The 24091-nt window shown below is 55.0% G+C and carries 17 protein-coding genes; 7 read left to right on the plus strand and 10 right to left on the minus strand.

The window, feature by feature from the left end; translation table 11 throughout:
- Nucleotides 1-210 precede the first annotated feature (210 nt).
- From serS to lrp, 5 genes are all read right to left on the minus strand, one after another.
- Nucleotides 211-1503 carry a serine--tRNA ligase gene (serS, locus tag V5P19_RS09240; protein WP_334402373.1) on the minus strand — a complete coding sequence of 431 codons (1293 nt, stop codon included), beginning with the start codon at nucleotides 1501-1503 and terminating at the stop codon, nucleotides 211-213.
- Nucleotides 1504-1595: 92 nt separating this feature from the next.
- A complete protein-coding gene (rarA, locus tag V5P19_RS09245) occupies nucleotides 1596-2939 on the minus strand; it encodes a replication-associated recombination protein RarA (RefSeq protein ID WP_334402375.1) in 1344 nt (447 codons plus the stop codon).
- A 9-nt stretch (nucleotides 2940-2948) separates the two neighbouring features.
- The gene (gene lolA, locus V5P19_RS09250) at nucleotides 2949-3560 is read right to left on the minus strand and encodes an outer membrane lipoprotein chaperone LolA (protein WP_334402377.1); all 612 of its coding nucleotides are present in this window, start codon (nucleotides 3558-3560) and stop codon (nucleotides 2949-2951) included.
- A 129-nt stretch (nucleotides 3561-3689) separates the two neighbouring features.
- Complete coding sequence (gene ftsK / locus V5P19_RS09255) at nucleotides 3690-7427, minus strand: DNA translocase FtsK (RefSeq protein WP_334402380.1); 3738 nt, start codon at nucleotides 7425-7427, stop codon at nucleotides 3690-3692.
- 135 nt (nucleotides 7428-7562) lie between these two features.
- Entirely contained in the window at nucleotides 7563-8057 is a 495-nt protein-coding gene (gene lrp, locus V5P19_RS09260) for a leucine-responsive transcriptional regulator Lrp (RefSeq protein WP_002439523.1), read from the minus strand.
- 544 nt (nucleotides 8058-8601) lie between these two features.
- On the opposite strand from lrp, the gene trxB reads away from it, so the two are divergent.
- The 5 genes from trxB (at nucleotide 8602) to infA (ending at nucleotide 14429) form a co-directional block, all read left to right on the plus strand.
- Nucleotides 8602-9570, plus strand: coding sequence for a thioredoxin-disulfide reductase (gene trxB, locus V5P19_RS09265; protein WP_334402383.1), 969 nt, complete (start codon nucleotides 8602-8604; stop codon nucleotides 9568-9570).
- A gap of 114 nt (nucleotides 9571-9684) precedes the next feature.
- Nucleotides 9685-11451, plus strand: a complete 1767-nt coding sequence (gene cydD, locus V5P19_RS09270) for a cysteine/glutathione ABC transporter permease/ATP-binding protein CydD (protein WP_334402385.1) — start codon at nucleotides 9685-9687, stop codon at nucleotides 11449-11451.
- Entirely contained in the window at nucleotides 11451-13172 is a 1722-nt protein-coding gene (cydC, locus tag V5P19_RS09275; RefSeq protein WP_334402387.1) for a cysteine/glutathione ABC transporter ATP-binding protein/permease CydC, read from the plus strand. Before cydD ends, cydC begins: the two co-directional genes overlap by 1 nt.
- Before the next feature lie 49 nt (nucleotides 13173-13221).
- Nucleotides 13222-13926 carry a leucyl/phenylalanyl-tRNA--protein transferase gene (aat, locus tag V5P19_RS09280; RefSeq protein ID WP_334402389.1) on the plus strand — a complete coding sequence of 235 codons (705 nt, stop codon included), beginning with the start codon at nucleotides 13222-13224 and terminating at the stop codon, nucleotides 13924-13926.
- 284 nt (nucleotides 13927-14210) lie between these two features.
- The gene (infA, locus tag V5P19_RS09285) at nucleotides 14211-14429 is read left to right on the plus strand and encodes a translation initiation factor IF-1 (RefSeq protein ID WP_002211347.1); all 219 of its coding nucleotides are present in this window, start codon (nucleotides 14211-14213) and stop codon (nucleotides 14427-14429) included.
- Between the two features lie 309 nt (nucleotides 14430-14738).
- Here infA and clpA read toward each other — a convergent pair whose 3' ends face one another.
- Complete coding sequence (gene clpA, locus V5P19_RS09290; protein ID WP_334402391.1) at nucleotides 14739-17018, minus strand: ATP-dependent Clp protease ATP-binding subunit ClpA; 2280 nt, start codon at nucleotides 17016-17018, stop codon at nucleotides 14739-14741.
- 27 nt (nucleotides 17019-17045) lie between these two features.
- Nucleotides 17046-17366: an ATP-dependent Clp protease adapter ClpS gene (gene clpS, locus V5P19_RS09295; protein ID WP_006174393.1), complete on the minus strand. Its 321-nt coding sequence runs from the start codon at nucleotides 17364-17366 to the stop codon at nucleotides 17046-17048.
- Nucleotides 17367-17633: 267 nt separating this feature from the next.
- On the opposite strand from clpS, the gene cspD reads away from it, so the two are divergent.
- A complete protein-coding gene (gene cspD / locus V5P19_RS09300) occupies nucleotides 17634-17855 on the plus strand; it encodes a cold shock-like protein CspD (protein WP_006174390.1) in 222 nt (73 codons plus the stop codon).
- Nucleotides 17856-17925: 70 nt separating this feature from the next.
- Here cspD and macB read toward each other — a convergent pair whose 3' ends face one another.
- Nucleotides 17926-19866 (minus strand): macrolide ABC transporter ATP-binding protein/permease MacB, encoded by a 1941-nt coding sequence (macB, locus tag V5P19_RS09305; RefSeq protein ID WP_334402393.1) that lies wholly within the window; start codon nucleotides 19864-19866, stop codon nucleotides 17926-17928.
- Nucleotides 19863-20978: a macrolide transporter subunit MacA gene (gene macA / locus V5P19_RS09310; RefSeq protein WP_334402395.1), complete on the minus strand. Its 1116-nt coding sequence runs from the start codon at nucleotides 20976-20978 to the stop codon at nucleotides 19863-19865. The genes macB and macA overlap by 4 nt, the downstream gene beginning before the upstream one ends.
- A gap of 159 nt (nucleotides 20979-21137) precedes the next feature.
- Between macA and V5P19_RS09315 the strand changes: the two genes are divergently transcribed.
- The gene (locus V5P19_RS09315; protein WP_334402398.1) at nucleotides 21138-22094 is read left to right on the plus strand and encodes a VirK/YbjX family protein; all 957 of its coding nucleotides are present in this window, start codon (nucleotides 21138-21140) and stop codon (nucleotides 22092-22094) included.
- Here V5P19_RS09315 and V5P19_RS09320 read toward each other — a convergent pair.
- Complete coding sequence (locus tag V5P19_RS09320; protein WP_334402400.1) at nucleotides 22091-23749, minus strand: ATP-dependent endonuclease; 1659 nt, start codon at nucleotides 23747-23749, stop codon at nucleotides 22091-22093. The two genes, V5P19_RS09315 and V5P19_RS09320, sit on opposite strands and share 4 nt — an antisense overlap.
- Between the last annotated feature and the right edge of the window lie 342 nt (nucleotides 23750-24091).

Raw genomic sequence — 24091 nt, forward strand, 5'->3', positions numbered from 1 at the left:
GAAACTCACTTTGGTTGCTCACAAAGAAAAGAGAGGCGGCTTAAACCGCTATATAGTTTTATATATAACGAATTGCTTCGTTATCAGTTTTTTATGCTAACTTTCATTCGGAGGAGTATTACTACTTTAGAGGGAGGGGGTATTGCGTCGTATCAAATCACAGGCATAAAAAAAGCGCCCTGAGGCGCTTTTTTGTTTCAAAGCAGATTATTAGCCGATGTACTGCTGGCCCTTCATATACGGACGCAGCACTTCTGGGATCTCAATACGACCGTCCGCCTGCTGGTAGTTTTCCAGCACCGCAACCAGCGTACGACCCACTGCCAGACCAGAACCGTTCAGGGTATGTACCAAACGGGTTTTCTTGTCAGATTTGCTGCGGCAGCGTGCCTGCATACGACGCGCCTGGAAATCCCAGACGTTAGAGCAGGAGGAGATTTCACGGTAGGTATTCTGCGCAGGAACCCAGACTTCAAGGTCGAAGGTCTTACAGGCACCAAAACCCATGTCACCGGTGCACAGCGCCATACGGCGGTACGGCAGACCCAGCAGCTCCAGCACTTTTTCAGCGTGACCGGTCATCTCTTCCAGTGCGTCCATGGAATCTTCAGGACGTACAATCTGCACCATCTCAACTTTGTCGAACTGGTGCATACGGATCAGACCACGGGTGTCGCGACCGTAAGAACCCGCTTCAGAACGGAAGCACGGAGAGTGTGCAGTCAGTTTGATTGGCAGGTCGTCTTCGTCAATGATCTCATCCCGCACGAGGTTGGTCAGCGGTACTTCCGCAGTTGGGATCAGCGCGTAATTACTGCTGTCGGCTTCCTCGTCCAGCGGACGGGTGTGGAACAGATCGCCAGCAAATTTAGGCAATTGACCGGTACCGTACAGGGTATCGTGGTTCACCAGATACGGAACGTAGGTTTCACTATAGCCGTGCTGCTCGGTGTGCAGATCCAGCATGAACTGAGCCAGCGCGCGGTGCAGGTGAGCAATCTGGCCTTTCATGACGACAAAGCGAGAACCGGTCAGCTTAACCGCAGCAGCAAAGTCCAGGCCCGCGTGCATTTCGCCCAGCGTCACGTGATCGCGAACCTCGAAGTCGAATTCGCGAGGCGTGCCCCAGCGTTTCACTTCAACGTTGTCATTTTCATCTTTACCGACAGGAACGCTGTCGTCAGGAATATTCGGGATTGCCTGCGCGATATCGCGGATTTCTGCCAGAAGAACGTCCAGATCGGCTTTTGCCTGATCCAACTCTTCACCCAGCTTGTTCACTTCCAGGCGTAGTGGCTCAATATCTTCCCCGCGCGCTTTCGCCTGGCCGATGGACTTCGATCGAGAGTTACGCTCTGCCTGCAGATTTTCAGTTTGTACCTGCAGAACTTTACGACGCTCTTCAAGAGCGCGCAGCTTATCTACATCCAGCTTAAAGCCCCGGCGTGCCAGTTTTTCAGCGACTGCGTCTGGCTCATTACGCAGCAGATTGGGATCGAGCATGCTTATCCTGTGCTTATCGAATTAAAATAGGAAAATGTGACCACAGCCTGCGGCCACAAGGATACATTGCCAACATTACCGCAACGATCGCGCTAACGGTAGCGTTTTATAGGGCTATTTTGATCCTGTCCGGTAAGCCAGGCGAGCTTTTCGCCAATCTTACCCTCAAGACCTCTGTTTGTGGGGTGATAATAGCGGGTTTGTGCCATCTCCTGAGGGAAATATTCCTCCCCGGCCGCGTAGGCGTTGGGTTCATCGTGGGCGTAACGATACTCTTGCCCATAGCCCATCTCTTTCATCAGTTTCGTCGGCGCGTTGCGCAGATGAACCGGGACATCGTAGTCCGGACGTTCTCGCGCATCAGACATGGCCGCTTTGAAGGCGGTATAGACGGCATTGCTTTTCGGCGCACAGGCCAGATAAACAATAGCCTGCGCAATGGCGCGCTCCCCTTCCGCCGGGCCGACGCGGGTAAAACAGTCCCATGCTGAAAGAGCAACCTGCATAGCGCGTGGGTCAGCGTTGCCAACATCTTCAGAGGCAATCGCCAGACAGCGACGCGCGACATACAGAGGATCGCCACCTGCGGTGATAATGCGCGCATACCAGTAAAGTGCCGCATCCGGCGCGCTGCCGCGTACGGACTTATGCAAGGCCGAAATTAAATCGTAAAAACGATCGCCTTTATTATCAAAGCGTGCGCTGCGTTCGCCGGCAATTTCGGTAAGCAATTCAGGCTTTAGCACCCGCTTGCCGGAACCATCCAGTTCGGCCATATCGGCCATCATTTCCAGCGTATTCAGAGCCCGACGAGCATCGCCGTTGACCAGCTCCGCAATCGCCCGGCGCGTTTCGTCCGGAAGAACAATATCTTGGCCACCGTAACCGCGCGCTTTGTCTTCCATCGCCTGAGTAAGGACCTTTTCGATATCCTCGGTGGTCAGCGATTTAAGGAGGTAAACGCGCGCGCGGGAAAGCAGCGCTGAGTTGAGTTCAAACGACGGGTTTTCGGTGGTCGCACCGATGAAGAAGATGGTACCGTCTTCAATATGCGGCAGAAAGGCATCCTGCTGGCTTTTGTTGAAGCGGTGGACTTCGTCCACAAAGAGGATCGTACGGCGTCCGGCATTGCGATTCTGCCGCGCACGCTCGATTGCCTCGCGGATCTCTTTTACTCCGGAGGTGACGGCCGAGATGCGCTCAACGTCCGCATTGGCATAGCGGGCAATCACTTCAGCAAGTGTGGTTTTGCCGGTACCCGGCGGGCCCCAGAGGATCATGGAGTGCAAATGCCCGGCTTCAATGGCGCGCGGCAGCGGCTTGCCCGCAGCCAGCAGGTGTTGCTGGCCGATATACTGGGCTAAATTTTCTGGCCGCATACGCGCGGCCAGAGGTTGAAATGCATTATCTGAAAAATCGAGCGACAGGTTGCCCACTCAAGCCTCTTACTTACGTTGGTCGTCCACCGTTACGCCCTGCGGCGGGGTAAAGGTGAATTTAGATGCATCAACAGCGCCGTTCTGCTGCGTTTTGAGCTGATAGCTGCTGCGCTGATCGTCCTGCTCAACCGCGCCGAATTGATTAATCGTGCCGTTGCTGCTTACGTTAATGGTGAACTGCTTCAGATTGCCATTGTTGCCTTTAGGCGTCAGGACAAACTCATCACCGTTCTGTTTGATGTTATACTGTTGCCAGTCGCTGGACTGGTTACGGGCAATCAGCATAAATGGCGTGTTGCTGGTGGCGTCTTTCAACCAGGTGGCCGTGGCCTGCTCGACAAACGGGTTGAAGAACCACAGCGTTTTACCGTCAGAGACCAGGATGCTTTCATCCGGCTGTGTCATATGCCAGTTAAACAGGTTCGGGCGTTTCACCCACAGATCCCCCTGACCTTCCTGCACCGCATTGCCGCTTCCGTCAGTCACTTTTTGCGTGAAGCTGGCGTGGAAGCTGCTTACTTTATCCAGTCGGCTTTTAAGGTCGCTGGCTGCATCAGCCCAGACGCTGCTGGTAACAAAGCTGGTCAGTAATGCACAGGCGATTGCGAATTTTTTCATTGTTATTCCTTAAAATACGTCTTCCCGATATGGGGTTTCCGTCTTCTATTCTGGACCTGCCCGCAGGCAGGTGACAGAAGAAAATGCTTAATTTTGGTTGATTTACCCTTCTTTGCAATCGAGGTAGGGTTAATCAAACGGCGGCGGTGCCAGCACCTCACGGTTCCCGTTATGTCCCTGCTCGCTCACGATACCCTGTGCTTCCATCTGTTCGATGATACGCGCCGCGCGGTTGTAGCCGATACGGAACTGACGCTGCACCCCAGAGATGGAGGCTTTACGTTTTTCGGTAACGAAGTTAACCGCCTGGTCGAATAACGGATCCAGCTCTTCGCCGCCGTCAAGACCACCACCGCCACCTTCGCTTTCGGTATCGTTAGTAATGCCATCCACGTATTGCGGACGACCGCGCGCCTTCCAGTCTTGCACCACCGCGTGAACTTCCTCATCGCGAACGAACGCGCCGTGGACACGCACTGGCAAGGTCGAGTTCGGACCGGAGTACAGCATATCCCCCATGCCCAACAGCGATTCTGCGCCACCCTGATCGAGGATGGTACGCGAGTCAATTTTGCTCGACACGGTAAACGCGATACGGGTCGGGATGTTCGCCTTAATCAGACCGGTGATAACGTCCACGGACGGACGCTGCGTTGCCAGCACGAGGTGAATACCGGCCGCACGCGCTTTCTGCGCCAGGCGGGCAATCAGCTCTTCCACTTTCTTACCGACGGTCATCATCAGGTCAGCGAACTCATCCACCAGCACGACGATGTAAGGCAGTTTTTCCAGCACTGGATGCTGGGCATCCATGCTGTCACCCGGCTTCCAGTACGGATCTGGAATCGGACGGCCCATGCGCACGGCCTCGGCGATTTTCTCGTTGTAACCGGCCAGGTTACGCACGCCCAGCGCCGACATCAGCTTGTAGCGACGTTCCATTTCATTGACGCTCCAGCGCAGGGCGTTGGCAGCATCTTTCATGTCGGTCACAACTTCAGTCAGCAGGTGCGGGATGCCTTCATAGACGGACAGCTCCAGCATTTTCGGGTCGATCATGATGAAACGCACATCTTCCGGCTGCGCTTTGTAGAGCATGCTGAGGATCATGGCGTTCACACCAACGGATTTACCGGAGCCGGTGGTCCCCGCAACCAGCAGGTGTGGCATTTTTGCCAGATCGGCAACGACCGGATCGCCCGCGATATCTTTACCCAACACCACGGTCAGCGGAGACGGATTATCGCGGAACTTGGTGTTATCCAGTACTTCACGCAGATATACGGTTTGACGTTTCTTGTTCGGCAACTCAAGGCCAACGTAAGGCTTGCCTGGAATCACTTCCACCACACGCACCGCCACGGTTGACAGAGAACGTGCCAGATCGCGCGACAGGTTAGAAATACGTGCAGCTTTTACGCCAGGAGCCAGGTTCAGCTCAAAACGGGTGATCACCGGACCTGGAGAATAGTTAACCACATCCGCCTTAATGCGGAAGTCTGCCAGTCTCGCTTCCACCAGTCGCGCCATTTGTTCCAGTGCAAAAGTATCGACCGGCTCCACTTCTGACGGAGGAGGCGTTAACAGATCCAGCGACGGCAGCGGCGTGCTTGGGCGCTGCAGCGGACGGCTGTCGCCGTTACGCATCAACAGCGGGTGGATAAGGCTCTCCTGCGGCTGTGCTGCAGGTTGCTGGAACTGCGGCGGCTGTTGTGGCTGCTGCGGTTGCGCATAATGCTGCTGAGCAGGCTGTTGCGGCTGAACGTAGGGCTGCTGAGTGGATTGCTGTGGCTGTGCATAGCCCTGTGGCGCAGGTGCAGCTGGCTGACGTACAGGTTCTGCTTCCGGCATGACGCTCGGGGTAAACAGCGGCTCGCTCGGCCCGTCATCCACCAGGTCTTTCATTGGCGAGAATTCAAAATCAGACAGCGAGAACGGATTTGCGCCCGTTGGCTGCTCGCCGGAATAGCGCTGCTGCTGCGTGGCCGCAAACTGTCGTGCTAGCTCCGCTTCAGCGGCGTCATTTTCATTCTCTTGCCCATGCGACGGCTGCGCATCGTGCTGATATTCCTCGCCATAGCGCTGATTTTGTTGCATGGCAAACTGGCGTGCCAGCTCATCCTGTTGCAACTCATCAGCGTCGTCTTCATAGTCAGATTCGCGCGCTTTCTCTTCAGCCATGCGCTGGGAAGGCAGCTTGATGCCATACGACGCTAGCTCACGACGCGTTGGAACGCGCACGCGATTAGGGCGGGGTAACTGCGGGCCAATCCCCTCTTTCACCTGAGGACGCGGCGCACCGTCTGTCGCCAGGCTAAACAACGGGGCGGCAACGGTCGCGGCTGTTGCCGCCTGCTTCACGCTATCTGCCACGGGGGTGACAGCTGGCGTTGGATCAACAGACGGAACAGAAACAGCAGGCGTTCTCGTCACAGGCTCCTGCACAGGTTCAGGCACTGGCTGATACCAGGCGGCAAGCTGCTCACGCTCACGGGCGCGGCGCTCTTCGACCTCTTCAAAATAGTACAGCGGCGGACGAGCCGGTTTGGCCTCTTCCACAACGTCAGGTTCTGGCTGTGGCGTTACGTGAGGTTGTACAGGCTCCGGCTCAGGAACATACTCCTGATATGGATCGGCAACAGGCTGCTCATATTCAGAATACCCTTGCGGTTCATACACGGGCTCCGCCTGATAAGGCTGCTGCCACTGTTCCTGCTGCACAGGTACATAGCTTTCTGGTTCTGGCGCAATCACAGGTTCCGGAGTGTGGACGCCAGGCGCAGTTTGCCAGGCAACCTGCGGCTGCTGAATGGCAGATTCGGGAGCAGGAACCGCGGCAGAAGGCATCACTGCCTCTACAGGCGCAGTATACGCCTGCGCGGCCGTGGTGGCTGCTGCTGCCGCTGCGACCGGTTCAGTGACCGAATGGCCGTTTAACAGCGGATCGTATTCGTCAAAATCGCCCGGCATCGCGCGGTTGCCAGAGAAGAGTACATCATCAGGATCGACTGCGGCACCCGCAGCACGATACTCAACCTGCTCGTCTTCATCCATACGTTTGCCGGAGAAGAGAGCCGCATCGGTTTTACGCCCAAGCGGGTTAGCAAATTTTTCAGCGACACGCTGACGACGCGCCAGTGCTCCGCGCAGAATACGGGCACGACGCGATTCTCGACGCTGCACGGGGGCCTCGTCTTCGTCGTCATACTCCTCTTCATACTCGTCTTCATCAACCCACGTATCATCACGACGAGTACGGTTGCTGGCAAACGTCAAGAGGGTAAGGATAAAACTGCCAATTTTCTCGGCAATGCTCACCCACGACCAGCCGGTGAACAGGGTCAAGCCTGCCGCCCAAATACACAGCAACGTCAGCGTGCCGCCGCTGCTGTGAAGCATCGGCTGTAGCGCTGAGCTCAACAGGCTACCAATCACCCCACCAGAGGCGAAGTACCAGATATCATCGGCGTTGATTGCCGCAAGCCCGCAGGAGGTGAGGATCAGCGCCAGGGCACCAATCAAGCGTAGCGAAACCGCGAAATAATCGATGTAGTCATCGTTCTGACGATGACGCCAGGCAAACCAGCACCCGCCAAGAATAATGACAGGAAGGGTGTACGCCATCACACCGAAAATGAAAAAGAGGGTGTCCGCAAGCCAGGCTCCGGGAACGCCGCCCAAATTATGGATAGGCTCATGCCATGCGGTTTGTGACCAGCTGGGATCTGAGGGGTTGAAACTGAGTAAGGCAGCCATCAGCCAGACGGCAAAAAGGGCAATAACAATCAGTAACGCCTCAAGGAGACGACGTCCGCTGCTTAACTTCGATAATGTGACTTCTTTGTCTTCAGTGTATTCCTGGCTCAAGAAAGGCTCTCCAGGTATCAGGCATGTCCTGCCTGTTTGCTAAAACGGACAACAGCGCCGGGTATCCCCGGCACTGTTGCTGTATGGATTAACAGGAGTGTAATCAAACTACGCTGATTTTGCACCTGTTCCGTGTTAGCGCGTCTTAATAACCAGACGATTGCTCTGTTTGACTTCTTCCATCACCACATAAGTACGGGTGTCGTTCACGCCTGGCAGACGCAGCAGGGTTTCCCCCAGCAGCTTACGGTAGGCGGACATGTCTGGCACACGGGTTTTTAACAGGTAGTCAAAATCACCGGAAACCAGATGACACTCTTGAATTTCTTCAAGTTTTTGTACAGCGGAGTTAAATTGCTCAAACACATCCGGCGCACCACGATTCAGAGTAATCTCAACAAATACCAGAAGTGAGGCATCCAGATAATGCGGGTTCAGCAGAGCTGTATAGCCCTGAATAAAACCCTGTCTTTCCAGTCGGCGCACGCGCTCAAGGCATGGCGTCGGGGAAAGTCCCACACGTTTTGAAAGCTCGACGTTGGAAATACGCCCATCCTTTTGCAATTCATTAAGAATGTTACGATCGATACGGTCGAGATCTTTGCCAGGGCGCTTCTTGCTATCTACCATTATTATTGTCTCTCTGTATTCCTTCCCTACTCCTGCCTGGACCCTGTGCACATCACTGTTCAGAGCCTGTCCCCGTTATTTATCACATCGCCTGATTATGTATTAAACGCGATGCGGATTCGGGTTCTGTTGGTAAGAAAACCGTTGCCCTAAGGCAGTCACCGACATCACGTATGGCGTCTGTCCACGCCATGCGTAGATTTCATTGACCCGGTAAAAATGGCATTTACATGCATGTCTATGCGGCACGCGGTTAATGCGGATTTTTTTCTTCCTTGAATGTTTTCGCAAAAGCGCAGGGGATTGTCAAAGCAAAACATCGATTTTTAGTACAACGTGCCGGATATTCATTGCGGTCGGGTATTAATCCTCATTTTATTGCCTTATAAACGAGCGGTTTCAACATGAAGACGTGATGTTATAGCGTGCAATTCATTGTCAGTGGCTATTGCACATATCGATATCAAAATTGCTGTGCTCTTTTTTTACGGCAACAAATTCCCTACAATCCAGCCCAATGTCTGCCAACAACAATGGGGATCTCATGGGCACGGCCAAACACAGTAAGCTGCTAATCCTTGGTTCTGGACCTGCGGGATATACCGCGGCGGTCTATGCTGCACGCGCTAACCTGCACCCGGTATTAATCACCGGCATGGAAAAAGGCGGTCAGCTGACCACCACCACAGAAGTGGAAAACTGGCCAGGCGACCCGAATGACCTTACCGGGCCGCTGCTGATGGAACGTATGCACGAGCATGCTGCCAAATTCGAAACCGAAATTCTGTTCGACCACATTAACAAGGTCGATCTGCAGAACCGTCCGTTTCGTCTGACCGGCGACAGCGGGGAATACACTTGCGACGCGCTGATCATCGCCACGGGCGCCTCTGCCCGTTACCTCGGTCTGCCGTCTGAAGAAGCCTTTAAAGGTCGCGGCGTTTCTGCCTGCGCAACCTGCGACGGTTTCTTCTATCGCAACCAGAAAGTAGCCGTTATCGGCGGCGGTAATACCGCGGTGGAAGAAGCGCTTTACCTGGCGAACATCGCCTCTGAAGTGCATCTGATCCACCGCCGCGAGACCTTCCGCGCCGAGAAAATCCTGATCAAGCGTCTGATGGATAAAGTGGCAAGTGGCAACATCGTGTTGCATACCAACCGCACCCTGGAAGAAGTTACGGGCGATCAGATGGGCGTTGCCGGTCTGCGTATCCGCGATACCCAGAACACCGATAATGTAGAGTCACTGGAAGTGGCTGGACTGTTTGTGGCCATAGGCCATAGCCCGAACACCGCCATTTTTGACGGTCAGCTGGAGCTGGAAAACGGCTACATCAAAGTGCAGTCTGGGATCCACGGCAACGCGACCCAGACCAGCATTCCGGGTGTCTTCGCCGCGGGCGATGTCATGGACCATATTTACCGCCAGGCGATCACCTCAGCGGGCACCGGCTGTATGGCCGCGCTGGATGCTGAACGCTACCTCGACGGGTTGGCCGAACAAGGTAAATAATCTTTACAAGTCAGTAACAAACGTAAATAAAGGCGGCCATTGGTCGCCTTTATTTTTTCCCGCGTGTAACATGCAGTTGTCTAATTTCTTATAACGTCACCTGCAAAGTACGCAATGGAAAAAACCCGTCAACAAGAGTTAACACGCTGGCTGAAACAGCAAAGCGTTATATCCCGCCGCTGGCTCATGATTTCCCGCCTTCTGGGACTTGTCAGTGGTCTGTTGATTGTTGCCCAGGCATGGCTGCTGGCCCGCATTCTTAATCATATGATCATGGAGAACATACCGCGAGAAGCGCTGCTGCTGCCTTTTGTCGTTTTGGTTCTGATCTTTATCCTGCGCGCCTGGGTCGTGTGGCTTCGCGAGCGCGTTGGTTTCCACGCGGGGCAACATATTCGCTACGAGATCCGTCGACAGGTGCTCGATCGCCTTCAGGACGCAGGACCAGCATGGATCCAGGGTAAACCAGCCGGAAGCTGGGCGACGCTGATCCTTGAGCAGATTGACGATATGCACGACTATTATGCCCGCTATCTTCCACAGATGGCGCTGGCCGTCTTCGTCCCGCTGCTGATTGTCATCACCATTTTCCCAATCAACTGGGTAGCCGCGCTGATTTTGCTGGGTACCGCCCCGCTGATTCCGCTGTTTATGGCGATGGTGGGCATGGGCGCTGCAGATGCTAACCGCCGTAACTTCCTGGCCCTGGGTCGTTTGAGCGGACATTTTCTTGACCGCCTGCGCGGCATGGAAACCCTGCGTATTTTTGGCCGCGGCGAAGCGGAAACCGAAAACATCCGTCGGGCGTCTCAGGATTTCCGTCAGCGCACGATGGAAGTTTTACGGCTGGCGTTCCTGTCTTCTGGCGTACTTGAGTTCTTTACCTCTCTTTCAATTGCCCTGGTGGCGGTCTACTTCGGCTTCTCATATCTTGGCGCACTGGATTTTGGCCACTACGGTACGGCGGTAACCCTTTCAGCCGGCTTCCTGGCGCTGATCCTTGCCCCCGAATTTTTCCAACCGCTTCGCGATCTTGGTACTTTTTATCATGCCAAAGCGCAGGCCGTTGGAGCAGCGGATAGCCTGAAAACCTTCATGGAAACGCCGCTGGCGCATCCGGAGCGTGGTGACGTTACGCTAAATGCCAAAGACCCGGTGACGATCGAAGCACGTGATTTTTCAATCCTGTCGCCAGAAGGCAAGGTCCTGGCAGGCCCGCTGAACTTTATGCTGCCAGCAGGGCAACGTGTGGTGCTTGTGGGTACCAGCGGTTCAGGGAAAAGTTCGCTGCTGAATGCACTCTCCGGCTTTATGGCCTATACCGGTTCGCTGCGAATCAATAAGACGGAGCTGCGCGATCTCGATCCGGATGCATGGCGAAAACAGCTCAGTTGGGTGGGACAAAATCCCCAGCTTCCTGCCGCCACGCTGCGTGAAAACGTCCTGCTGGCGCGGCCAGACGCGCGCGAGAATGAACTTCATACCGTTCTCGAACGCGCCTGGGTCAGCGAATTTCTGCCGCTGCTGCCTCAGGGTGTGGATACCGTTGTAGGAGACCAGTCAGCCGGGTTGTCCGTCGGTCAGGCACAGCGTGTGGCTGTTGCCCGCGCCCTGTTAAATCAGTGCCAGCTTATGCTGCTCGACGAGCCAGCTGCCAGCCTTGACGCACACAGCGAGCAGCGCGTAATGCATGCCCTTAACGAGGCGTCACGCCAGCAAACGACCTTGATGGTCACCCATCAGCTTGAAGGTATTGCTGACTGGGATCGGATCTGGGTAATGGAAAACGGTCATATTGTTGAGCAAGGCGATTACGCCTCTCTCGTTGCCGCGCAGGGGCCCTTTGCCACTCTGCTGGCAAATCGTCAGGAGGATATCTGATGCGCGCCCTGTTGCCTTACCTGGCGCTCTATAAACGCCACAAATGGATGCTGATGCTGGGGATTGTGCTGGCAATTGTGACTCTGCTTGCCAGCATTGGCCTGCTGACGCTTTCGGGTTGGTTCTTATCGGCCTCGGCCGTCGCGGGTTTTGCCGGGCTGTACAGCTTTAACTACATGCTTCCGGCTGCGGGCGTGCGCGGCACTGCCATCACCCGCACTGCCGGGCGTTATTTCGAGCGGCTGGTCAGCCATGATGCAACGTTCCGCGTCCTGCAGCATCTGCGTATTTATACCTTCAGCAAATTGCTGCCCCTCTCCCCTGCCGGTTTGGCACGTTTTCGTCAGGGCGAATTGCTCAACCGCGTTGTGGCGGATGTCGATACCCTCGATCACCTCTATTTACGCGTCATTTCCCCCATCGTCGGCGCGTTTGTGGTGATCGTGGTGGTCACGCTGGGGCTTTGCGTGCTTGACGTGCCTATCGCATTGACCCTCGGCGGCATCATGTTGCTGACGCTGCTTATTCTGCCGCCGCTGTTTTACCGTGCCGGTAAATCCACAGGAGAAAATCTGACGCGTCTGCGCGGTGAATATCGACAGCAGCTGACTTCCTGGCTTCAGGGACAAGCAGAATTAACGATTTTTGGGGCCAGCAAGCGTTATCGCGCGCGCATGGAGAGCACGGAGTTAAACTGGCATGAAGCCCAGCGGCGTCAGTCCGAATTGACCGCGTTCTCGCAGGCGTTGATGATGTTGATTGGCGGTTTCGCGGTCATCGCGATGCTGTGGATGGCGTCTGGTGGCGTAGGAAATAGCGCGCAGCCTGGCCCATTGATTGCCCTTTTCGTCTTCTGTGCGCTGGCAGCCTTTGAAGCGCTGGCACCGGTCACAGGCGCCTTCCAGCACCTCGGGCAAGTTATTGCCTCTGCCCTGCGTATCACAGAGATTGCCGAGCAGGAGCCCGCAGTGAAGTTTGCGGCTGCGCAGACAGCTGTTCCCGTACAGGTTTCGCTATCGCTGAATGACGTCTCGTTCGCCTACGACAATCAGGCGCAGAACGCGCTGGAGAATATCAACCTCACGGTTAGCGCAGGCCAGCGTATCGCAATCCTCGGGCGGACAGGCTGCGGTAAATCAACACTGTTGCAGCTGCTGACCCGCGCCTGGGATCCCCAACGTGGCCAAATTTGCTTTAACGACGTGCCGTTGACCGACTTCAGCGAGCAGGCTTTGCGCCAGACGGTTAGCGTGGCATCGCAGCGCGTGCATCTCTTCAGCGCAACGCTGCGCGATAATCTGTTACTGGCCGCGCCGGAGGCCTCCGACGAAACGCTTAAAGCCATGCTGGAACAGGTCGGATTGCATAAGCTGCTTGAGGATGAAGGGCTAAACAGCTGGCTGGGTGAAGGCGGTCGTCAGCTGTCCGGTGGTGAACTGCGTCGTCTGGCGATTGCGCGCGCACTGTTGCACGACGCCCCGCTCATGCTGCTCGATGAACCAACCGAAGGGCTGGACGCGACGACGGAAAGTCAAATCCTTGATTTACTGGCTAATGTGATGACCGGCAAAACGGTACTGATGGTGACACACCGCCTGCGTGGTCTGGCGAGTTTCGATCGGATAATTGTGATGGACAACGGGCATATTATTGAGCAAGGTAGTCACACAGAACTGTTGGCGAAACAGGGTCGCTACTACCAGTTTAAACAGCGTCTGTAGACTATATTTGAACCGATCCTCACTCGTCGCGTATTGGAGTTCTGCTGTCATGCGCCTGGTCCAGCTTTCTCGTCATAATATTGCGTTCCCTTCGCCAGAGGGGGCGCTCCGTGAGCCCAACGGGTTGCTGGCACTTGGCGGCGATCTCAGCCCTGCCCGGCTATTAATGGCCTACCAGCGTGGGATCTTTCCATGGTTTTCTCCCGGCGACCCGATTTTATGGTGGTCGCCCGATCCCCGTGCCGTACTTTGGCCGGCGCAGTTTCACCTGAGCCGCAGCATGAAGCGGTTTCATGCAAAATCTTCCTACCGTGTCACATTAAATCACGCCTTCGGTCGAGTTATTGAGGGTTGCGCCGAAGACCGTCATGAAGGGACGTGGATCACCCGCGACATCATTACCGCTTACCATCAGCTCCATGAATTGGGCTACGCGCATTCAATTGAGGTATGGAATAACGGGGATCTCGTGGGCGGCATGTACGGCGTGGCACAAGGCACACTGTTTTGCGGCGAGTCGATGTTCTCCCGGGCGATTAACGCCTCAAAAACGGCATTGCTGGTGTTCTGCCAGGAATTTGCCCAGCGTGGCGGACAGTTGATGGACTGCCAGGTTCTTAACGAGCATACCGCCTCGCTCGGAGTGGTTGAAATCTCCCGCCGTCACTACATTGAGCACCTTGATGACTGCCGCCAGGAGAAGCTCCCCCGCGACTTCTGGGTACCAAGAACCCTCTTTATACCCAATGCATAAATGTTTTCCGCATATTTTTTATGAGGGTGTTATAATTATGCCGCAGAATAGCTTCTGCCTGTTGCCCCGCCGCCGTTTGGGACCCTCGCTTCAGATAACGTCCTGACGTTTATCCTGTCGTCTCCCCTTTACGAATGCGCTTCCTGTTCGGTTGTACCGTGACGCTTGGGCAATGCGCTGAAACTGTTTTGCTGCGTTTTAATCGCGCAATTCTTTACTTAATTGATGAATTTCGGCATTATCTTGCCGGTTCAAAACTTGGTAGTGATACCCCAGAGGATTAGATGGCCAAAGAAGACAATATTGAAATGCAGGGTACCGTACTTGATACGTTGCCTAATACCATGTTTCGCGTAGAGCTGGAAAACGGTCACGTGGTAACTGCGCACATCTCCGGTAAAATGCGCAAAAACTATATCCGCATTTTAACGGGCGACAAAGTGACTGTTGAACTGACCCCGTACGACCTGAGCAAAGGCCGCATTGTCTTCCGTAGTCGCTAATTGTTTTCGCCTGTAATGGCAGATGAATATTTAAAAGGTCGGGTAATCCCGGCCTTTTTTATTTACTGGACCCAATGTTGCGCAGCATGAAGATGTATTGTCGTCCGGGCCGGGTATGCTCCCCAGACAGCTTCAGCGTTTAAAGTTCGGCGCTGAGGGAGCGTTCGGTATAGAGACGAGAAAAGTGACTTTCGTGAATCATAAATACCCCCTTCATGAACACACATTCAGAACGCCAGTCCTGATACCTGATGTTGCAGGTATAAAAAAACCGGGCATTCGCCCGGTTTTTAAGCCTCATATCCGAAATCAGTGAGCCGCTTCCGGCTTATGCTTCGCCGCACTCTGGAAATCGTACGTAAGCTCGTTCTTCGCCTGATCCAACGCCACCGTCACCTGACCGCCATCCACCAGCGAGCCAAACAGCAGCTCGTTCGCCAGCGGTTTCTTGAGGTTATCCTGAATCACACGCGTCATCGGACGTGCCCCCATCGCACGGTCGTAGCCTTTCTCAGCCAGCCAGTTTCGGGCCTCCTGACTCACTTCCAGCGACACCCCTTTCTGGTCCAACTGAACCTGCAGCTCGACGATAAACTTATCCACTACCTGATGGATTACCTCGGTTGACAGGTGATCGAACCAGATAATGTTGTCCAGACGGTTACGGAACTCTGGCGTAAAGATCTTCTTGATCTCTTCCATCGCATCGGTGCTGTTATCCTGGTGGATCAGGCCGATGGATTTACGCTCGGTTTCACGTACGCCGGCGTTAGTCGTCATCACCAGCACCACGTTGCGGAAGTCCGCCTTGCGCCCGTTGTTGTCGGTCAGCGTCCCGTTGTCCATCACCTGCAGCAGGATGTTGAACACGTCGGGATGCGCTTTCTCGATTTCATCAAGCAGCAGTACAGCATGCGGATGCTTGATCACCGCGTCAGTAAGCAGGCCGCCCTGGTCAAAGCCCACGTATCCCGGAGGCGCACCAATCAGTCGACTAACGGTGTGAGGCTCCATATACTCGGACATATCAAAGCGCAGCAGCTCGATGCCCAGCGCTTTGGAAAGCTGAACCGTCACCTCGGTTTTCCCGACACCGGTTGGGCCAGCGAACAGGAAAGAACCGACAGGCTTGTGGTCATGCCCCAGTCCGGCACGGGCCATCTTGATCGCTTCGGTTAAGGCCTCAATGGCTTTATCCTGACCAAACACCAGCATTTTCAGGCGATTGCCCAAGGTACGCAGCGTGTCACGGTCGCTCTGAGACACGCTCTTCTCAGGGATACGCGCGATGCGTGCTACCACAGACTCAATATCCGCCACGTTAACGGTTTTCTTGCGCTTGCTGACAGGCATCAGGCGCGCGCGCGCGCCTGCTTCATCGATGACGTCGATTGCCTTATCCGGCAAATGACGGTCGTTGATGTATTTCACCGCCAGCTCCACCGCGGCACGTACCGCTTTCGCGGTATAACGCACGTCGTGGTGCGCTTCGTACTTCGGTTTCAGGCCGTTGATGATCTGCACCGTTTCCTCGACGGACGGCTCGGTCACGTCGATTTTCTGGAAGCGACGCGCCAGCGCGCGGTCCTTCTCGAAAATGTTGCTAAACTCCTGGTAGGTCGTGGAGCCAATCACGCGGATCTTACCGCTGGAGAGCAGCGGTTTGATCAGGTTAGCAGCATCCACCTGGCCACCAGAGGCCGCACCTGCTCCGATGATGGTATGGATTTCATCAATGAACAGAATGCTGTTGGTGTCCTGCTCCAGCTGTTTTAACAGCGCCTTGAAGCGTTTTTCAAAATCACCGCGATACTTGGTGCCCGCCAGCAGAGAGCCGATATCCAGCGAGTAAATGGTGCAATCGGCAATCACTTCCGGCACGTCGCCCTGCACAATACGCCAGGCAAGACCTTCGGCAATCGCCGTTTTACCCACGCCTGATTCCCCCACCAGCAGCGGGTTGTTCTTACGGCGACGACACAGCACCTGGATCGCGCGTTCCAGCTCTTTATCGCGGCCAATCAGCGGGTCGATACCGCCAACGCGAGCAAGCTGATTAAGGTTGGTGGTGAAGTTTTCCATACGATCCTCCCCGCCTGCTTGCTCTTCATTGTTATTGACCTGATTGCTGGAATCCGATGCCTGATTAGGCTCGTCTTTGCGCGTTCCATGAGAGATAAAGTTCACCACGTCGAGTCGGCTGACTTCGTGTTTGCGCAGCAGATAGGCAGCCTGTGACTCCTGCTCGCTGAAGATAGCAACTAAGACGTTTGCGCCCGTCACTTCGCTACGTCCGGAAGACTGGACGTGGAATACCGCACGCTGCAACACGCGCTGGAAGCTAAGCGTCGGCTGCGTGTCGCGCTCTTCTTCGCTGGCTGGCAGCACCGGCGTAGTTTGTTCGATGAAGGCTTCGAGTTCCTGACGTAGCGCCACCAGATCCACGGAGCATGCTTCCAGCGCTTCGCGGGCAGATGGGTTGCTAAGCAGTGCGAGCAATAAGTGCTCGACGGTCATAAACTCATGTCGGTGCTCACGCGCTCTGGCGAAAGCCATGTTTAAACTGAGTTCCAGTTCTTGATTGAGCATAGGCACCTCCCCCAATTTTATGCCTTATCAGGCCTTTTCCAGCGTACACAGCAACGGATGCTCGTTCTCCCTTGCATAGTCGTTCACCATCGCCACTTTGGTCTCCGCGACTTCAGCGGTAAAGATGCCGCAAATCGCTTTGCCTCGATAATGAACGGTAAGCATCAGTTGCGTTGCACGTTCTACATCATAAGAAAAGAACTTTTGTAGCACGTCAATAACAAATTCCATCGGCGTGTAATCATCGTTCATTAACATAACTTTATACATAGATGGCGGTTTTAGCGCGTCACGCACTTTATCTTCCGCCAGCTGGTCAAAATCCAGCCAGTCATTGGTCTTACCCATTTTGCATAACCACTTTGAATCTACCTCAGATGTTAGATAACAATCATCTATTACTGTCATCCGCGATGTCTGTCACAAACTGTTGCAATAGCGTTAACTGCCTCAAATTTTGGTTGATTATTGTCCCAACTCCAGCGCCAAACGCTTGACGGCTTCTTTCGTTTATCTAAATTGTACAAGCGTGAGTTGGCGAGGTTTTGAACAGCCCCCACTCCACCACCGGTTCATTCCATCTTAATTTATAAGATTTACGAAGGATGTCGAAGCATGGAAATGGGTACTGTTAAGTGGTTCAACAACGCCAAAGGGTTCGGTTTCATCTGCCCTGAAGGCGGCGGCGAGGATATCTTCGCTCACTATTCCACCATTCAGATGGATGGTTACAGGACGCTCAAAGCCGGGCAATCCGTCCGGTTCGATGTACACCAGGGGCCAAAAGGCAATCACGCCAGTCTTATCGTACCTGTTGAAGCAGAAGCGGTTGCCTAGCTCTCTGATTCATTGTGTACACCCCGCAGATAAAATGCCAGCCCGATCGGCTGGCATTTTTATTTCCAGGCTATTCTCGGGCCAAGGCATCTACCGGATCCAACCGTGCAGCATTGCGTGCCGGGAGCCAGCCAAACAAGATGCCGGTAAAGGTTGAGCATAAAAATGCGGTAAGGATCGCCACCGGCGAAAAGCCAATTTCCCAGCCGGGTAAAAAGAGCTGTAGCGCAAACGCGATCATCATCGACAGCGCAATACCCATCGCGCCGCCCACCAGACACACCAGCACCGCTTCAATCAAAAACTGCTGCAATACATCGCTGGCCCGGGCACCCACCGCCATGCGGATACCAATTTCTCGCGTCCGCTCGGTGACCGATACCAGCATGATATTCATCACCCCGATCCCGCCGACGACTAATGAAATGACCGCCACCAGCGTCAGGAACATCTGAAGAGTACGTGTGGTCTTTTCCGCCGTTTTCAAGAGACCGTCCATGTTCCAGGTGAAGAAATCCTTCTTCCCATGGCGCAGGGTTAACAGCCGCTCGAGCTGCTGCTCGGCAAGCGCGCTGTCATAGCCCTCTTTCACGCGCACGGTGATAGAGTTAAGCCACGACTGCCCCATAATGCGCCCGGAGATGGTGGTATACGGTAGCCAGACGCGCAGGATCTTGCTGCTGCCAAACATCGACTGTTTCTCTTCCGCTACGCCAATCACCGTCGCGGGCATGTTCCCTACGAGGATCACTTCGCCCACCACGTGAGTTTTATTTGGGAAGAGCTGCCTGCGGGAGTTAGCATCCAGCACCACCACCTGCGCCCTGCCCGCCAGCTGTTCGGCGTTAAAGGTCGCCCCCTCGCTGAAGGTCATGCCGTAGACGTTAAAGTAATCGCCGCTGACGCCGTTAGCGCTGGCTGCCACGTCAATGTTGCCATAACGCAGTCGCAGGTTTTGCGAGACCGCAGGCGTGGCCGAGTTCACCCATGGCTGTCTCTGGATAGCCGCCAGGTCATCGTATTTTAGCGCCTGCTGAAACTGCGGCTCGTCATCGCCAAAGTCCTTGCCGGGATAGACGTCAATCGTGTTGGTGCCAATGGCGCGAATATCCGCCAGCACCAGTTGTTTAGCGGCGTCGCCCACCACCACAATCGATACGACCGAGGCGATACCAATGATGATGCCAAGCATCGTCAACAGGGTGCGCATTTTGTTAGCCGCCATCGCCAGCCAGGCCATGGCAAGCGCTTCGCGAAAACCACTAGAGAATTGCCCCCATCCGGTGGAGGCGGGCAAAGCCTCCTTCGGTGCGGCGGCCCTCGACTGACGCGGCGGCGGATTGCTAATCAGCTCACCGTCATGGATCTCGACGATCCGCTCGGCCTGTGCCGCCACCTGTGGGTCGTGGGTCACGATGATCACCGTGTGTCCCTGATCGCGCAGCTGATGGAGGATCGCCATCACCTCTTCACCCGAATGGCTGTCGAGCGCACCGGTCGGCTCATCCGCGAGGATCACCTGGCCGCCGTTCATCAAGGCACGCGCAATACTCACGCGCTGCTGCTGACCGCCGGAAAGCTGCGATGGCTGATAATCTACCCGCTCCGCCAGCCCGAGGCGCGTTAACAGCGCCTTCGCGCGTTCCAGGCGCTTTTTACGCTCCACGCCCGCATAAACCGCTGGCACTTCAACGTTTTGCGCCGCGCTCAAATGGGAGAGCAGATGATAACGCTGGAAGATAAATCCAAAGTGCTCCCTGCGCAGTTTCGCCAGCGCGTCACCGTCAAGCGTGGAAATATCCGTTCCCGCCACGCGGTAGGTGCCGCTGGTGGGTTTATCCAGACAGCCCAGAATGTTCATCAGCGTCGATTTACCGGAACCCGATGCCCCGACAATCGCCACCATCTCGCCCGCCTCAACGCGCAGAGAGATGCCCTTCAGCACCTCTACCGGACCGTCGCCCGACGGATAGCTGCGACGGATATCATTCAGCTCAAGCAGCGCTGTCATTTGGTGGCTCCGGGCAGGCTTTCGCTGGTGATAACCTCCTCACCCTCTTCCAGCCCTTTCACCACGACCACGTCAGTGTCGTTACGCTCACCAATCACCACTTCACGTTCGCGCGTTTCACCGTTGCGCAGCACCTTCACCTTATAGCGGCTGTCTCCGGCGGATTCTCCCAGCGCTGAGAGCGGGATGGTCAGCACGTTTTTCACGCCGGTCAGCTGAATATGCACCTGTGCCGTCATATCCAGACGCAAAACGCCCTGCGGGTTAGGCACTTCAAAGCGGGCATAGTAAAAGATGGCATCGTTCACTTTTTCCGGCGTCGGCAAAATATCTTTCAATACGCCTTCATAACGGGTTTGCGGATCGCCCAAAACCGTAAACCAGGCATTTTGCCCGGGCTTAAGATGGATCACATCCGCCTCTGAGACCTGCGCTTTAACCAGCATGGTGCTCATGTCCGCCAGCGTCAAAATGTTGGGTGCCTGCTGGGCGGCAATCACCGTTTGGCCCTGCAGCGTGGTGATCTGGGTGACTTCCCCGGCCATCGGCGCCACGATTTTCGTGTAGTCGAGGTTAGTTTTTGCCGTATCCAGAGAGGCCTGATTACGCTTGATCTGCGCGTCGATAGTGCCGATCTGCGCCTGTTTAACCGCCAGCTCGGTGGCGGCGGTATCCAGATCCTGTTTCGAGATAGCCTGCGTTTTGGCCAGCGCCTGCTGGCGGGTTAACGTCACCTGCGCAAGATTACGCTCCGCCATCGCCTGGCTGCGCTGCGCACGGAGTTCCATCAGCGTCGCTTCCACTTCGCGGATCTGGTTTTCAGCCTGCTCAGGATCGATAACGCCCAGCAGCTGACCTTTTTTAACCTTGTCGCCAATCTCAACGGACAGCGTTTTCAGCTGGCCGCTCACCTGCGCGCCCACGTCCACCTTGCGTAGCGCATCCAGTTTGCCTGTCGCCAGCACGTTTTGCTGCAGTTCTCCCGGGCGAACGATCAGCGTTTGATACTGGGGAACAGGTGCGTTCAGCACCTGCCATAACCAGTAACCGCCCACTAAAACCACTATCGCCAGCAGCAGAAACAGCTTTCTGCGTTTTCCCTTAAGGTTCATAAATATTCCAAATAATTGTTCTGGCTATCATCACCGTTGATTCTATCTAAACCACTCCTCAACGAAACCCCTGATTTCTGTCAATGCCCAGATTTGTTTACACAACGTTGACAAAGCGCCTGCTGAAATAACGTTCTTCCACAAGGAGCAGGATCTAACATGTCTTCCATCGTCGATACACCTTATTCCACACAGGCTCAGCCAAAATCTGGCTGGCAGCTTTTTAAAAGCCTGGCATCCGGTGCCATCACGCCGGGGCTGGCATGGCAAAACCCCGCGTATCGACGAAAATTTGTGCTTCGTTCGCTGGCGACGCCGTTTAACACCGCGCGCCTGCTTTCAATCCTGGCAAAGCAGCCTCGCCTGATGCAAATACTGCGTGTCCAGCCCGGCCTGCCGTGCCGCCTGCACCGTCCGTGGTTGACGGTGAATATGAACCGTCAGAACGTGCTGGGCTCGCTGGCGTGCCACTACCAGACAATGAGCCGTCAGCTGCCGGCTGCGTTGCTCAACGGCTATCTTTCACAGCCGGGTATGCCGCTGTTAACCCTCACCGGCAAAGACGAACAGCAGTTTACCATCCGCCTGTGTGCAGATGCGTTCATGGACAAAGAAGGGGAAGCTACCCTCACCTTCTGCGACGAGCAGAACACGGTGCTGGCGGAAATGACGTTTACGCTGTGCCCGTTCAACGGAAAAAAGACGCTGTTCGTCGGCGGCTTGCAGGGTGCAAAAGCGCATATCCCGCATGAGCTGATCCAGGGCGCAACCAAAGCATGTCATGGCCTGTTCCCGAAACGTCTTCTTGTTGAAGCCGCCATGGCGCTGGGCGTTGCGTTCCCGGTGGAGCAAATTGTCGCGGTGAGCAACGCCACCCATGTTTACCGCAGTTGGCGTTATCGTAAGAAAAAAGAGGGAAAACTGCTGGCCGATTACGACAGTTTCTGGCTCTCCATTGGCGGCAAGAAACAGGACAACGGTAACTTCATGCTACCGCTTGTCATGCCGCGCAAGCCGATGGAAGAGATTGCGAGTAAAAAGCGCGCTGAATACCGACGCCGCTATGCGCTGCTGGATAGCCTGATGGAACAAATCGTTCAGGTCACCCGTCGTTAATCTGCCTTCCCGCGTGCCAGCCACAGCACGCGTGAAAACATCTTGCGCAGTAAAGCGGGCACGGATTCCACGCCCCGCCTTCCCGCCTCCGTCGCCACTTCAATCGCCAGGTCGGGCTTAGACGAACGATGAATTGCTTTGGCGATCACGCGCCTCATGTTCATCGGTACGTCTGCCGGTATCATCGCCACGCGGTGGAAAACATCATCAAATCCCTGACGGTACATAAAATGTTCCATGTCCATCGCGGGCAGCATGGTTAAATGGTCACGCTCTTCTTCTCGCTCATTATTCAGCAGGCTCCGCACCGTGGCGGCATACTTCTTACCCGCCTCATCACCGTCCACCAGCACGTGCCATTCAATGCCCATCCTGCGGGCAAATTTGATCAGCGGTTTTAGTCCGGACTGCGCAAATTCGATGACCTTAATGCCTTCCGCATCAAAATGGTGGCCGCACTGACGCGCCAGCTCGTTGATAACCCAGGTTTCTGTTTCTCCCTCTACCAATAACCAACAGCGCGCAAACAGCGACGAGGCGCGGTTAAAGCGGATATGAAACGCGATACGGCGCCCGTCTTCCGCGCTCAGCCCGCCGGGGCCAAGACGAAATGCAGAGACGCGCGAGGATTCACGCACCAGACGGCAGACATACTCTACCGGCGTGAGCGATAAGAGCTCACCTGAATTGGTGGTGGTGATGCGCTGGAGCGGCAGGAGATTGAGCAGATGCCACGCAACGGAGAGCATAATCGGGTGTAGCCGCGTTTCCGGGTCTTCCACCAGCAAAATCGGGCGCGCGTCGCGATCCAGGCGAACCGTCCCTTTGGCCTGCAGCAGCGTTGAAAACAGCCCCAGCAGGATGACCCGATGCGTACGGCCGCCAGGCCTGTCGATCATCCGGTTAATGATATCCAGATAGCGCCAGCTTCGCTGTTCATCGTGCGAGCGACGGCGCATAAGGCGGTGACGGGACTGGGACGTTCCCTGCTCGGAAAAATAATGTTCCAGCAGCTGTACCATCGCGGATAACCCCTGACGAATTTGGCCATCGGTCAGGTTCTGCGGACGCGACACCAGCTCACGCGCGAGGAAATCCAGCTCGCGCGCGGTCACTTCCACGTCCGGCATATTCGGTACGGTACCGTTGCGGATACGCCGCATAAAACGCGCATCGCGCAAGCGTAAGACCGGGGTGAGGCGGATGAGGTGGCGGGCCAGATCGTCAATATTATCCAGCGCGATGGGGTTTCCCTTTTCATCAAGGAACTCACGGAGGGTTAATACGCCTTCATTTTCAGTCATCTCGCCTTCGAGACGATAAAAAATGCGGCGATAATCATCGTCACAGGGGACCCAACACGACGACATCGGCCGGAAGCGGCGCACGCGGTGGCGGCCAGGTTCAGATTCGCGGAAGGTCAGAATAATATGCAGATGCTTTTCGCGGCCCGTGACGTCGCCAGGTGGGAACCAGAAATCGTCATGCACGAAGTGATACAATTCGTCTTCGGGCGAAAGGAGTAACGTGAGTGCATCCAGCAAACTGGACTTGCCCCAGGCATTCTCCCCTATCAGGACGTTGTTCTGCTCCAGCTGTAGCGACAGACGGTTGATACCGCGAAACCCGACAATTTCCACACGTTCGAGCAGCATAAATCCCCCGAAAAATGTTCACTTTTTCCTTTAAGTTATCAGCAGTATAGCGGGAGGATGTTTGGCTGGACACTGTAATCCGTTTCGATTACTTCGCGTAAGCACGAAAAATTCAGAATTTACCCATGACGTATCATTTGAAATAACGCTAGCTGCACAAGATACTATCGCCCGCAAATTGGACTATGCTCTGTTTACCTCCGGTTTGAACAAGGATTAACATCACATTGCCTTAAATCAAATTTATCGAATTTATTTAAGTGGCGAAGGGGTGTTGTTAGTTTTTAAAATAATGGCTCTTTGAGTCGTCATCCCTTTATGGCGATATAGCCTGCGCGCGGG

The organism is Enterobacter sp. UNJFSC 003, from assembly GCF_036903355.1.
In the GTDB taxonomy this organism is placed as follows: domain Bacteria; phylum Pseudomonadota; class Gammaproteobacteria; order Enterobacterales; family Enterobacteriaceae; genus Enterobacter.

Excerpts from the sequence above, each read along its gene's own strand:
- clpS (WP_006174393.1), bottom strand. The coding sequence starts at position 17,366 with ATGGGTAAGACCAATGACTGGCTGGATTTTGACCAGCTGGCGGAAGAT.
- cydD (WP_334402385.1), top strand. The coding sequence starts at position 9,685 with ATGGAAAAAACCCGTCAACAAGAGTTAACACGCTGGCTGAAACAGCAA.
- clpA (WP_334402391.1), bottom strand. The coding sequence starts at position 17,018 with ATGCTCAATCAAGAACTGGAACTCAGTTTAAACATGGCTTTCGCCAGA.
- serS (WP_334402373.1), bottom strand. The coding sequence starts at position 1,503 with ATGCTCGATCCCAATCTGCTGCGTAATGAGCCAGACGCAGTCGCTGAA.
- macB (WP_334402393.1), bottom strand. The coding sequence starts at position 19,866 with ATGACAGCGCTGCTTGAGCTGAATGATATCCGTCGCAGCTATCCGTCG.
- infA (WP_002211347.1), top strand. The coding sequence starts at position 14,211 with ATGGCCAAAGAAGACAATATTGAAATGCAGGGTACCGTACTTGATACG.
- cydC (WP_334402387.1), top strand. The coding sequence starts at position 11,451 with ATGCGCGCCCTGTTGCCTTACCTGGCGCTCTATAAACGCCACAAATGG.
- trxB (WP_334402383.1), top strand. The coding sequence starts at position 8,602 with ATGGGCACGGCCAAACACAGTAAGCTGCTAATCCTTGGTTCTGGACCT.
- cspD (WP_006174390.1), top strand. The coding sequence starts at position 17,634 with ATGGAAATGGGTACTGTTAAGTGGTTCAACAACGCCAAAGGGTTCGGT.
- V5P19_RS09320 (WP_334402400.1), bottom strand. The coding sequence starts at position 23,749 with ATGCTGCTCGAACGTGTGGAAATTGTCGGGTTTCGCGGTATCAACCGT.
- lrp (WP_002439523.1), bottom strand. The coding sequence starts at position 8,057 with ATGGTAGATAGCAAGAAGCGCCCTGGCAAAGATCTCGACCGTATCGAT.
- aat (WP_334402389.1), top strand. The coding sequence starts at position 13,222 with ATGCGCCTGGTCCAGCTTTCTCGTCATAATATTGCGTTCCCTTCGCCA.
- lolA (WP_334402377.1), bottom strand. The coding sequence starts at position 3,560 with ATGAAAAAATTCGCAATCGCCTGTGCATTACTGACCAGCTTTGTTACC.
- macA (WP_334402395.1), bottom strand. The coding sequence starts at position 20,978 with ATGAACCTTAAGGGAAAACGCAGAAAGCTGTTTCTGCTGCTGGCGATA.
- V5P19_RS09315 (WP_334402398.1), top strand. The coding sequence starts at position 21,138 with ATGTCTTCCATCGTCGATACACCTTATTCCACACAGGCTCAGCCAAAA.